The 12,654-nt window shown below is 50.6% G+C and carries 7 protein-coding genes; 4 read left to right on the forward strand and 3 right to left on the reverse strand.

The features are described 5' to 3' along the window. The first annotated feature begins 42 nt into the window (after positions 1–42). Together LQZ19_RS03720 and LQZ19_RS03725 are read left to right on the forward strand one after the other, a co-directional pair. Positions 43–1,926: a hypothetical protein gene (locus LQZ19_RS03720; protein ID WP_411046306.1), complete on the forward strand. Its 1,884-nt coding sequence runs from the start codon at positions 43–45 to the stop codon at positions 1,924–1,926. A gap of 137 nt (positions 1,927–2,063) precedes the next feature. Further along, positions 2,064–2,489 (forward strand): single-stranded DNA-binding protein, encoded by a 426-nt coding sequence (locus LQZ19_RS03725; protein WP_411046307.1) that lies wholly within the window; start codon positions 2,064–2,066, stop codon positions 2,487–2,489. 40 nt (positions 2,490–2,529) lie between these two features. Here the strand turns inward: LQZ19_RS03725 and LQZ19_RS03730 are convergent, their stop codons facing one another. The 3 genes from LQZ19_RS03730 to LQZ19_RS03740 are packed head-to-tail and all read right to left on the reverse strand — an operon-like array spanning position 2,530 to position 7,484. Then, positions 2,530–4,668, reverse strand: coding sequence for a peptidase U32 family protein (locus LQZ19_RS03730; protein WP_411046308.1), 2,139 nt, complete (start codon positions 4,666–4,668; stop codon positions 2,530–2,532). Between the two features lie 23 nt (positions 4,669–4,691). Next, entirely contained in the window at positions 4,692–6,602 is a 1,911-nt protein-coding gene (locus LQZ19_RS03735; protein WP_411046309.1) for a VWA domain-containing protein, read from the reverse strand. Positions 6,603–6,653: 51 nt separating this feature from the next. Beyond that, complete coding sequence (locus LQZ19_RS03740) at positions 6,654–7,484, reverse strand: formylglycine-generating enzyme family protein (RefSeq protein WP_411046310.1); 831 nt, start codon at positions 7,482–7,484, stop codon at positions 6,654–6,656. A 116-nt stretch (positions 7,485–7,600) separates the two neighbouring features. Between LQZ19_RS03740 and metH the strand changes: the two genes are divergently transcribed. Next, positions 7,601–11,263 carry a methionine synthase gene (gene metH, locus LQZ19_RS03745; protein ID WP_411046311.1) on the forward strand — a complete coding sequence of 1,221 codons (3,663 nt, stop codon included), beginning with the start codon at positions 7,601–7,603 and terminating at the stop codon, positions 11,261–11,263. Positions 11,264–11,356: 93 nt separating this feature from the next. Next, a complete protein-coding gene (locus tag LQZ19_RS03750; RefSeq protein ID WP_411046312.1) occupies positions 11,357–12,583 on the forward strand; it encodes an MFS transporter in 1,227 nt (408 codons plus the stop codon). Positions 12,584–12,654: the final 71 nt, after the last annotated feature.

Raw genomic sequence — 12,654 nt, forward strand, 5'->3', positions numbered from 1 at the left:
GTACAATATTGGTATATGACTCTAAGACCGGTTTTATATAGTATGCTGATATCCTATGGAAATAAAGAACATACCCCTTATATAGACAGCGAAGCTTTTATTAGTTTTGTGGAAAAATACGCCCGGCATTATGCTAATGAACAGCCGGAATGGGCCATATGGGCCAAGGATACCAGCAGAAAAATTTGGGAGGAAATGACGCCTCTCCTGGATTCTGAAAAGTGCATGATCCTTACCGAAAAAACCGGAACCCGGATTTATATGCGCAATTTCTACATAGACCTGTTGGAAAATGCCTATGCATCGCCGGACGATTCCGCCGGGCTGCCCTTTCCCTCCGAAAATTCTCTCAAGATTAAAGTACCCCCGGAACATTTAAAATCTCTGAATGTAAAAACGGATTTGGTTACCTACCTTGAGCATCCCCAGACTGAACGTATGCCGCTTATTATGCTTGTTTTCCCTCCGGGGATCCCCAATGCCCTTAGCTTATCAACCATGATACCCCGGCGCCTTATGGAATCGGCAATGCTTAAGGTACGGCATTTCCTTCGTACCCAGGATAATAAGGATTACCTGCAGAATAAGCTTATCCCCCATTATCAGGGCAGGGAAAATCAGCTGAGGGATATATTTAACCGGATGATGGTACGGCCCCTGGATTGTCTTACCAGCTTAGAGGACGGGGAAGATTTTCCTTATCTATTCTGGGCCAGCTTTTGCGGCTTGGTTAGAAGCGATATCACCAAGAGACAGGAGTTGCTTAATGAGGATATCGCCGTATTACAGTCCTTACATATAATCGAGATTATAAATAATTACTACCGGGCTTTGTCTTTTAAGAAAAAAGAAAGGGATATGGCCTTAAATGATCTGGCTCTGCAATTTGATCAGCCGCCTTACGCTTATTCCATGGATACCATCTTAAAATTTATCAACAGCAAGGGGGTACCGCTCCTTGGACTGTACTCCGAAAAGGACCTGGAAGACTGGCTTACGGTGAAGCTGAAAAGTTCCAATGCTGAGGAACTGCCGGAGATACTCCTCATTACCGGCCCTACGGACGCAAAACGGTATATTAAAAAGATACATTACTACGATTTCAGTGTAAATTTTCTTACCGAAGCTCGGCCGCTTATAAAAAGAGCCGTTTCGGATCGTTGGCTCACAATAATCAAGGCTTATCGCCGCGAGTCGGCTATGGAGAAGGATGAGGATTTTGAGAAGCTGTTGAAGCGTTTTGTAGGTGAGTTAGCCCCGGAGCTGATGGCGGTTATAACAGATAAAAAGCTATACCTGGTCTGTGATGAAATAGAACAGATCCAGGGCTTTATTCCCGAGGGGGCGCGTTTTTTTGTTCACGGGGGCGCCCTTTTACCCTTGGCAACTATTCTTCTCATTAAACGGAAGGAAATCTTAGCCGATACCCGTGCCCTTCTGCCCTTTTGGTATTCCATTCCCTTATTTATAGCCCTTATAGCCTTTTTTCAAAAATTGAAAAATATAAAATTAAAAATCGGAAAGAAAAAAAATGTCGAAAATGACATTCCGGAGAAGGGTCGTTCTGCGAATAAAAACCAGGATAAGGAGATCAAAGAGGCCGGGCGGAAGCTGGAATCCGAATTGGTCCCCTATGGCGATGATATTGATACGTATCTGGAGAATTTGGCAAACCGGTGGAATACCCTGCTCAAACAGCAGGCCCGGGAAGATCTGTTAACCGATGTTAAAACCCTGATACGGGACCGGCTGCGGCAGGTCCTGCACGGCCAGAGGCATATGATGCTAACCAGGGATTCCCTGGAAAAGCTTGCCCGCCGTATTGCGGATGAAAATAGTACCCTGCGGGATTTAAAAAATCAGGATAATCTGCGCCAATATATAGTCCTCTATATGGTAAAACTTTTAATTCATTCGAATTTTTAACGTTTTTTTAATTTTTTTTCGTTTTAACTAAAGCAATTTTTATTTTCCTCCCCTAATCCTGGTATCATGGCCAAAATTCATTGACCATGACCGGTGATTCTGATTATTGCCGGATCAAACATTTTTTGGAGGTAGTTATGAATAACCTCAATTCCATCATTATCGAAGGTAATCTGGTTCGGGACCCTCTGTTCCGCTCCACCGCAAAGGGGACGCCCCTTTGTACCTTTAGTATCGCTTCTAACCGTTTCTACAAACAGGATACGGGTATAGAGAACGAGGTTAGTTTCTTCGATGTGGAATCATGGTCGAAGCTTGCTGAAAGTTGCTACAACTTGGGACATAAGGGCAGGGGTGTCAAAGTTGTGGGGCGATTAAAGCAGGACCGGTGGGCCGGCCCCGATGGGAAGCAGCGTTCACGGGTTTCGATTGTGGCGGAACACATAGAATTCCGCCCTGAATTTAAACGGGAAGAATCCGATCAGGATGATCCCTCAGAAGCAGGGGCTTCTGAAAATGCGGTTACCGAGGATATTGCCGAAATGGCCTCGGTGGCGTTTTAAGGAGGTTCTTATAGAGTAGACACCATAGGATTTATCTCTTTTAGGGAGCCGGGGTGTTACTCCGGCTCCCGCTTTTTCCCTCTTCCTGGGTAAAAAATCCATCCTTCCAGTTAAACCGCACAGCGTTTGGCAACGGAGCGCCATTTTTTACGGCGTCCATTATGTCCTTGTAATCCTTCTTTTTTAAGGGCGGGCCGGAAAAGTCCAGGATAAAACGGCGGAACCCTGCCTCCTGCAGGAAGGGGATCTTATCAATAATGGCGAAGGGTTTTTCCGGGTAGACCCGGGAGCCGTCCCGTTCGGTAACAAGCCGGAAAGATTCGTCCCTGCTGTCCTGGAAATTACCAAAATTGTAAGTCTGCCCCAGGTCCGCCCTAATGCGGAATAGCGCGGGGTAAGCAAAGACGGTGACAAAGCCCTGGGCGCGCCGGTTTTGCTCGATGGTTTTTTCCCAGTTCTGCCGGTTATTTTCCAGGGGGGATATCAGAGCGTCTGTCCCCATATCGGCGATAAAAGAGGCGGACCAACGGTTAAAGGCGTAGAGGTAGGGCCCGGCAATAAGATGCGCCCCGGGCATATCCCGGAACAGCGATATATGCCCGGGATTGTTCACCACAAATTCCCGGCAGCCTTTTTCGAAGAGCCGGGGGATCTCCTCCGTAAGGAGGCTGTCCATGGCCTGGGGGAAATAGGGGTCCAGAACCAGGATAGTCTCTCCGGGTTTAAACGGAAGGAGGGGCTTATCTTCCCGCAAAAGATAGGCCGCAGTTTTACGGTTATACTCCACCATGGCCCGTATGGGTCTGACCGACTGGACCACAAACAGATCCTCCGGCCGGGAAACCATGACATAGATTCCTTCGGGGAACAGCTTGCCGTCCTTCTTTTTAACCGCCCCTAAACTTAGTTCCGGGGCTTTGTCATGGCCGGGCAGGCGGCGGCAGGTATCCAGGTTATTTGGTATAACCGGAGTATAACGCCGGGACATGGCCTTGGTTTGGATCAGGTAGACCGAGTCTCCTTCGCCAAAACCTTCGGGGATGGAAATCCACCGCTTGGCGTCACCACCGTTCTGTTCGTCTTCGGCGAAGTTCAGCTTATGGGACTGCCGGTCTGAATCGTCCCGGCGGTGGAGCCGTACCGAATCGCCAATGCCGGGCATAACCGGTCCCCGGGCAATCAGCCCACGGCTTTCACCTTCGCCCCCCTTTACCCGGAGTATGGTTCCCAGCGCTATACCCGTACCGCCGTCCTGTTCCGGGTTTAACCAGGTTTTGGGACCGGTGTCGGCATCGGGGCCGTTGGCAAAATAGAAGGAGGTTTTGGCCCGGGCAAAGTCGTTGCGGAGTATGCCCAGCCCTTCGGCCATGCTTTTTTCCCGGTCCCCCTCCAGGCCGTCTATGACTCGTCGGTAGGCGGATACTACGGTACCCACATACTCGGCGCTTTTCATCCGCCCTTCGATTTTGAAGGAGCTTACTCCGGCATCCGCCAAAGCCGGAACCTGTTCCAGAAGCTGGAGATCCCCGGGACTAAAATAGTAGCCCCCATTATCGGCCGTCCGATCATCGCCGGATCGCCGGTAGAGCCGTCGGCAAGCCTGGGTACACATACCACGGTTGGCGGACTTGCCACCCAGGTAGCTGGAAAAAAGACAGAGCCCGGATGCGCTGACACAGAGGGCGCCGTGGACAAAGACCTCCAGCGCCATATTGGTGTTATCCCGGATATCCCGTATTTCCTCCAGATTAAGCTCCCTTGCAAGGACCACCCGGGAGAAGCCGTTTTTGGAAAGAAGATTCGCCCCCCGGGCTGAGGCGATATTCATCTGGGTGGAGGCGTGGAGGCGGAGCGCCGGAAAATGATCCCGAACCATCTTTGCCACCCCGAAATCCTGGACAATGATGCCATCCGGACCCAGATTAGCCAGATATTTCAGGAGCTGATACATCCGGTCTGCTTCCCGCTGTTCAAAAACCGTATTCACCGTAACATAGATTTTGACCTTCATCCGGCGGGTAACGCGGAGCAGGCCCTCAAACTGGGAATAGGCAAAGTTGGCGCTCCGGATTCGGGCGTTGAAGTTTTTCAGCCCCAGGTAAACCGCATCAGCCCCCTCGCCAATGGCGGCGTCAAGGGCTTCCGGGGATCCTGCGGGGGCAAGGAGTTCGATATTCATTAGAGTAGTATATCAGAAAAGAGCTACCGGGTCATCCGCGAAAAGGACCCCTCCCGGTCAGAGAGCATCCGTGAGCGGGATTCATTCACAAAGGAACGTTGGTTTTCCGCAATCTTCTCGTTCAGTATTTCTATATATCTGGCAATAACAGACAGTTCCTGGTTAAAGGCATTGGCGTTTTTCCAACTCCGTTTTACGGTTTCCAAGGTCCGGCTGGTTTCCCGGGAGAGCTGCAGGGCCGATTCCAGACGGGTCAGATCATTTTCGCGGTTAAAATAGTGGTTGCCGATTTCCCTGACCGCCGAGGCGAAATCCAGTACAGCGCCGGAATGGCGGAGCATCTCCGCTGCAAAATCATTGACCGGCTCCGTGAGGACAATTACCCGCTCAAAGGCGTCGGGCATTCCGGGGGTAGTGTTACCATCGGTATACAGGCCAAGCTCCGGAGTGGACGAACCCTGGGGGGTTTTAACGTGTAAAGTCGCAACCTGCAAGCCCCGGTTTTGGGGGGGGATACGGTAGCGTACAAACAGGGTCTTATAATCTCCCTGATGCAGGCTGTCAATGAGGCATATAACCCGGTTGTTTTCGATCCTGTGCCGATATCCCAAAACTTCCAGTACCTCGATACCCGGGGTAAATTCCAGTTCCAGACTCAGGTTTTCCGCTGCGGTAACCGCTATCCGCTCAAATTCTCTGTCGGTATTCAGCAAACCATCTACCATATCCCGGCTGCGCAGACTGCGGGAAGCGCCTTGTCCATATTCCGCCAGGGTCCGCAGGAGCTCAGCGTCGAAGTTTCTTCCCAGGCCTATGGTTGATAGGGAGACTCCCTGCTGTTTCCAAAGTTCCACCAGTTGGTGGAGGCGGTCCAGGGTATCATTGCCGGTATATTCAAAAGAACAGATCTCAGTAATACTGGTGCGGCCGGATCCGGGGATGGACCCTTCAAAGTAAAGATATTCCTTTCCATTTTTTATCTCAATCCGGAAGGGGGTCGGATGGGGATCCTTTTCATAGCTTATATAATTCTGTATATACACCCGGTAGTTTCCCCGGGGGGCCATATTATCGGGCCAGAAAATATTTTCCACCGGCTTCAGGGTTTCTCCATATAAATTCCGATCCACGTCCAACCAGCCGCCATGGGAATCCCTGGGGTTGTTGAAATTTATTTCTTCCCCCGTGGGGCCTACCACATGGAGATCAAGATCGTTCCGGTTGTTCCACATGAGAGAAATTCTGAGATCACCGGTGTGGGCATTGGACTGGGCGAGCCGTGCTGAAAATTCATCTCCGTCTGAAAAAAGGAGGACCTGATTTATCGAATCTTCCCGGTAGTAGGGCGTGATCTGCTCATAGCCCAAACTGATACCCGCTTCGAGGTTGGTGAGTCCCTGGGGGTAGAGTTTATCCACCGCTTCCAGAAACAATCGGCGTTTCAAGGTTGAATTCATCAGGGTAGGTTCAAAAACCACCTGGGCGGAATTGTTGAAGCTTACCAGTGATAGTGCGTCCACACTCCGGATTTTCTTTATGAATTCCGCCATGGACGCCTTAAACCAGAAGAGTTTGTTGTCATCGTTCATAGAAAGGGATGTATCCACCACCAGAACCAGATTCAGGGGCGGAAGTTCCGCGAACCCCCAGGTTTTCCCCTGGATTCCGACCTGGATAATACCTTCCGGCCCCAGGTGATTGCGTCCCAGGGGGATGGTCTGGTTTAACTCATTATAGATGTTAACCCCTATATCGGTTTCCGGCTCGGGATACCCGTAGTTATAGGAAGCAAGATAGGAATCGGTATAGATATCTTCGGGAGCCAGGATAATTCCATTGTTTGCAATATATCTGCTCCTGGCCCGCTGAGAAGCGCTTTCTGCGAACCCCTCGGCAAACATAAGCGCTGGGATGCAGCAAAATAACAAACCCATGACCAAGCTCTTCAAACTTCGTTGCAAATTGGGGAACATTGTTTTCTCCCTTTATAAAGCGGAACGGACAACCCGGAAACCGATGTAATCAGTTTTTTCGGTATGGTCTTCTAATATCCGGTTTGCGGAACGCAGAAACCGTGCTTCGCTGTACCAGCTTCCGCCGCGCATTACTGCGGGGTTCCATAGGGAACCGTCCAGGGCGCCGGTATTACTGTACTCCTTGTACTGATCCCAACACCACTCATACACATTGCCATGCATATCGTATAAACCCCAGGCATTGGGGGCAAAGCTTCTTACCGTGGTGGTCTGTCTCCGGTACCGGCTTTTGGCGTGCCGGTTATACGGGTAGTTTCCGTCAAAATTCGCCTGGTTTGCGGTTATGTTGCTTCCGGTGTGGAAAGCCGTTGTGGTACCCGCCCGGCAGGCATATTCCCATTCCGCTTCCGTGGGGAGCCGGTATCCATCGGCGTTATGGTCCCAGAGTATTTCTGTTTCCCGCATTACATAGGCGGGGATGAGCCCTTCTATAATGCTCCGGGCATTGCAGTAGGCCACGGCGTCATACCAGCTGACCCGTTCCACCGGAAGGCTGGCTCCAATAAATCTGCTGGGGTTTGTCCTCATCACCTGTTCATATTCCCGCTGGGTTACTTCGTTTTTCGCCATATAAAAGGCGCCGACCATTACTTGATGCTGGGTTTCATCCTTCTGCCGGGAAACTTCCGACAGAGGACTCCCCATGATAAAAAAACCGCCTTCAATTTTTACAAAATCAAGGAGTATATCCGGTAAAAAACTCTGTGCATGTACCCTTCCGGGGATCAACAAGACACCGATAAGTATGGAAAAGGCTAAAAACCTCTGGGGTAATTTCATGTTCGCTTTCCTTTTTAAGAGACGGTACCCTAAAAGTATATTTTCTGACACCCTCATTGTCAAGTTTCGGCAGAAAACCACTGCCCAGTAAAGCATTTTTTTGGTATAATCCGGGAATGAATATTCGGGAACAGCTTACAGAATTGGCCTCGCGGCGAATCCTCATCCTGGACGGGGCAATGGGGACCATGGTCCAGCGTTTTAAGCCCATAGAGGCGGATTTCCGGGGCCAACGGTTTAAGGATCACCCCACGGAACTCCTGGGGTGCAACGATCTGCTCTGTCTGACCAAGCCGGAGATAATTTCATCTATACATGAAGCATATCTCAAAGCCGGGGCGGACATTATCGAGACCTGCAGTCTCAATTCCACGGCAGTATCCCTGGCGGATTACGGCTTGGCGGATCTGGCCTATGAAATCAGCGTTGCAGCAGCCGCAGTGGCCCGTAAGGCTGCGGACAAATTTTCCACGACCGATAAGCCCCGGTTTGTGGCGGGGAGCATCGGGCCGACTACCCGGAGCGGCAGCATGTCTCCGGACATGGACGACCCCGGTAAACGGGGCGTTACCTGGGATGAACTTGAATCGGCCTATTACGACAATGCCCGGGGATTGCTGGACGGCGGTGCGGATATCCTTCTGGCCGAAACCCTCTACGATACCCTCAATGCAAAGGCTGCCGTTTTCGCCATTAACCGGCTGCTGGAGGAACGGCATCTCGATGTGCCCCTGATACTTTCTGCAACGGTTTCCGATGCTGCGGGCCGGCTCCTTTCTGGACAGACCGTGGAGGCCTTCGCTTTTTCGGTAGCCCATGCAAAACTCTGGGCCATCGGCCTTAACTGTTCCTTCGGCGCCGAAAAGCTTAAGTCCCATGTCGCTGCCCTTGCGGACATTGCTCCCTGCCTGATAAGCGCCTACCCCAACGCCGGGCTGCCCAACCGTTTCGGCGAATACGATGAAACCCCGGAAACCATGGCCGCAACGGTTGAAGAATATATGAAGGAAGGGCTGGTGAACATTATCGGGGGTTGCTGCGGCTCCACCCCGGATCACATCGCCGCCATTGCAGCTAAAGCCGAAAACTACACGCCCCGGATAATCACGGAAAAGCGGCGGCGAACGATGTTGGTGGGACTGGAGCCCCTTACGGTTAACCGGGAGCAGGGGCTGACAAAGATTGGGGAGCGGACCAATGTGGCGGGAAGCCGAAAATTTCTGCGGCTCATAAAAGAAGAAAATTATACTGAGGCCCTGACCATGGTTCGGGACATGATAGACCAAGGGGCGGCGCTTATCAACGTGGGCATGGACGATCCTTTCCTGGACGCCCCTGCCGCCATGACGCAATTCCTCAATCTTGCACTTTCGGATCCCGACATAGCCCGGGTCCCGGTGATGGTAGACAGTTCCCGCTGGGAGCTTATCGAGACGGGCCTTAAGCTCCTCCAGGGAAAGGGGCTGGTGAATTCCATCAGCCTGAAGGAGGGGGAGGCGGAGTTCCTCAAAAAGGCCCGGATTGCCCGGCGTTACGGCGCAGCGGTGGTGGTGATGCTCTTCGACGAGCGGGGCCAGGGCGCGGAGTATGAACGGAAAATCGAAATCGCCAAACGCAGCTACGAACTCCTGGTACGGGACGGATTCCCACCGGAGGATATCGTGTTTGATCCCAACGTACTATCGGTTGCCACGGGAATTCCCGAACACGATCGGTACGGGCTGGATTTTATCCGCGCCTGCCAATGGATACGCGAACATTGTCCCGAATCACAGATTTCCGGCGGCATTACCAACCTTTCCTTTAGTTTCCGGGGCAACGATAAGGTGCGGGAGGCCATGCACGCAGTTTTTCTGAAACACGCTTTTGAAGCGGGCCTTTCCATGGCGATAGTAAACCCCGGCGCCCTTGTCCCCTACAGTGATGTTGAGCCCGGCCTGCGGGACGTTATAGAGGATCTGCTTCTCTGTAAAAGCCCCGACGCTGCGGAACGGCTATTAACCCTGGCCATAGCGATAAAGGACGCCGGGGATGAGTCCGGCGCGGAAAATACCGTTAAGACGAATGCCGCTTCTTGGCGGTCCCTGGACGTAGAAGAACGGGTGGTTCACGCCCTGGTTAAGGGCATCGACGACCATATTGAAGGGGACGTACTGGAACTGCGCGGCAAGCTGCGGACCCGGGCGCTGGAACTGGTAGAGGGTCCCTTGATGCGGGGTATGCGGGAAGTGAGCAGGCTTTTCGGAGAAGGGAAGATGTTCCTCCCCCAGGTGATACGCAGCGCCCGGGTGATGAAGAAGGCGGTGTCCGTTCTGGAACCTTTTATTGAGCAGGAAAAAACAGCCGGCACAAGCAGCGGCGGAACGATACTCCTGGCCACGGTTAAGGGGGACGTCCACGATATCGGTAAGAATATTGTTGGTGTTGTTTTGGGCTGTAATGGATACACCGTAAAGGATCTGGGGATCATGGTTTCTACAGAGGATATTTTGGATGCCGCGGAAAAAGAGGGCGCCGGTGTTATTGGTCTTTCGGGGCTTATCACCCCGTCCCTGGAAGAAATGGTTCGTACCGCCCGGGAAATGGAGAAGCGGCGGATGACTATCCCGCTGCTCATAGGCGGCGCTACGACGAGCCTGGCCCATACCAGCCTGCGGATTGCCCCGGAATATTCCGGCCCCGTGGTGTATGTGAACGATGCGGGACAATCCGCCGGGGTTGTCCGCTCCCTGCTGTCGGCAAACGAGCGGCCGCGGTTTATGGAGGAACTGGAGGAACGTTATCGTCAGGCGGTGGAACAGCACGAACAAATAGCCGCAAAGATCGAACTTATCCCCCTGGAAGCGGCCCGGAAAAACAGTGTTCCTAAGAGCGCCGCTCCAAACCGGGAGCCGAAAACAAAGGGTCTCATAGACGTAAACGGGTATCCCCTTGAACGGATTATTCCCTATATTGATTGGGATGGATTTCTGCGCATCTGGAGTGTGGATGGCCATGGCAGTCTTAGTGTGGAAAAGAATATTGCCAGGGAAAAACTGCTGGAAGACGCCGGGAAGCTGCTCGCCAAGGTAAGCGCCGAAAAGCTCCTTGAACTGCGTGGGGTCCTGGGTATTTTTCCTGCCGGTTCCCAAGGGGATGATGTCCTGGTATACGGCCCGGATCGGGAACCCGCCCGCTTCGCCTTTTTGCGTAACCAAGAGAAAAAGCGGGCCGGGGTACCAAATCCCTGTCTGGCGGATTTCCTGCCGGAAGCGAAGACCGGCAGCAGTAACAGTGGCGGCTGGCTGGGCCTTTTTGCCCTCAGCGCCGGCTTCGGTCTGGAAGAAGCCGCCGCATCGTACCGGGCTCGTCACGATGACTACGGGGCCCTGCTCCTGGGCACCCTGGCGGACAGCCTTGCCGAAGCCTTTGCGGAAGAAATCCACCTCCGCATACGCCGGGAATGGTGGGGTTATGCGGGGGAAGAAAACCTGCCGATAGCGGATGTACTTGCAGGAAAATATACTGGCATACGCCCTGCCTTTGGGTATCCCCCCTGTCCGGACCATCAGGACAAACGGATCGCCTTTAATTTGCTGGAAGCGCAGAAACGCTGCGGTCTTACCCTCACCGAATCTGCCATGATAGTACCCGCAGCATCGGTGTGCGGCATGGTTTTTTCAAACACCGGCGCCCGGTATTTTAGCGCTACCCCGGCTGGGGAGGATCAGCTTGAGGAATGGGCGGTGCGGAAAAGCATAAGTACGGACGAGGCTAGGCGGCGGCTGGGGCGGATTTAGGATGGCCGCGTAACTCCCGAAAATGATATTTCATTTGCCTTGACGGAATTCAAAAAAATAGAGCATCATAATAAAATTAAAGGAGAAATGCGCTTGAATAATAAAGATAACGGTTTCTTAAAACCAACAATTTTTGCGACTGCGACTCTTTTAGTTTCAACAGGTATTCGTAATACAATAGGTCTTTTTGTAAGTCCTATTGTAGAAAATACAATTATGAGCCTTACTGATGTAAGTATGGCTATGGCAATTGGGCAATTTACTTTTGGTTTATTTCAGCCGTTAGGCGGGATATTAACAACAAAATACAGAACATTTACCATCTTGTTTAGCGGTGCGGTATGCCTTATTATAGGTTTATTAGGTATAAAAATTGCAAACACAACATTGTTGCTTATTATTTGTTTTGGATTACTTACACCTGCTGGCGCCGCGGCCAGCAGTTTTCCAATTTTAATAGGACATATTTCAAAGGCTGTTCCCAATGGAAAAAGGACAATCGTCAGCGGTTTAATAAATGCTGGAGGATCAGCCGGACAATTTATTTTAGCTCCGTTGATACAGATTTGTATAAATAATTACGGTTATTATGGGGCTTGTATTTTTTTAGCCTGCGCGGTTGTGTTATCTATTATACCATCGTGGTTTTTATGTCGTACAAAAATTACGGTCACCAGTGAAGAAGTTACCACTTCTAATATAAGCGACACAATACTTGACAACGACGGAATTAGAAAAGAATTAATATCTGTTTTTAAAATCCCTAGTTATTTATTCTTGCATTTTGGCTTTTTTGCGTGTGGATTTCATGTTGCTTTTCTCGCGACGCATTTGCCGGGTGAAATAGGCTTTTATAAATATAGTGGCTCAGTTATTGCGCTTTGTTTTTCAATTCTAGGAATATGTAATATTGCAGGTTGTGTTTTAGTTGGTATATTGGGGAAATATATTAAATTAAAAAATATACTCACTGGATTATATACGATACGACTATTCTTGATAGGAATATATTTAATAGTTCCTAAGACAATAATCGTATTTATCATTTTTTCAATAGTTGCAGGATTTACTTTTGGCGCCACAGTACCGCCGACAGGTGATATTACAGCTCGTTTTGTACGGGAAAAATATTTTAGCACTTTATTTGGAATGATATTTGTAACACATCAAATAGGGTCATTTTTTGGCGCTTGGGTAGGTGGGATGGTTATGGATGTTACTGGTAGTTTCTTTTTTATGTGGGTAATTGATGCCTCCCTTTCTTTGTTAGCGGCTATTATTAGTTTTAAAATAAAAGAAAATGGCCAAAACAGAGTATAGACTATTGATAAACTGCCCTATCACCTCCTTGAGGGTTATTCAAAGTCGCCTTCCGGTAGGTTTTCATGGTT

Source organism: Treponema primitia (genome assembly GCF_046533075.1).
GTDB lineage: Bacteria > Spirochaetota > Spirochaetia > Treponematales > Breznakiellaceae > Termitinema > Termitinema primitia_B.

What these genes read in the sequence shown, in the direction of transcription:
- LQZ19_RS03720 (WP_411046306.1), top strand. Translation starts at nt 43, where the DNA reads ATGCTGATATCCTATGGAAATAAAGAACATACCCCTTATATAGACAGC.
- metH (WP_411046311.1), top strand. Translation starts at nt 7,601, where the DNA reads ATGAATATTCGGGAACAGCTTACAGAATTGGCCTCGCGGCGAATCCTC.
- LQZ19_RS03725 (WP_411046307.1), top strand. Translation starts at nt 2,064, where the DNA reads ATGAATAACCTCAATTCCATCATTATCGAAGGTAATCTGGTTCGGGAC.
- LQZ19_RS03735 (WP_411046309.1), bottom strand. Translation starts at nt 6,602, where the DNA reads ATGGGTTTGTTATTTTGCTGCATCCCAGCGCTTATGTTTGCCGAGGGG.
- LQZ19_RS03730 (WP_411046308.1), bottom strand. Translation starts at nt 4,668, where the DNA reads ATGAATATCGAACTCCTTGCCCCCGCAGGATCCCCGGAAGCCCTTGAC.
- LQZ19_RS03740 (WP_411046310.1), bottom strand. Translation starts at nt 7,484, where the DNA reads ATGAAATTACCCCAGAGGTTTTTAGCCTTTTCCATACTTATCGGTGTC.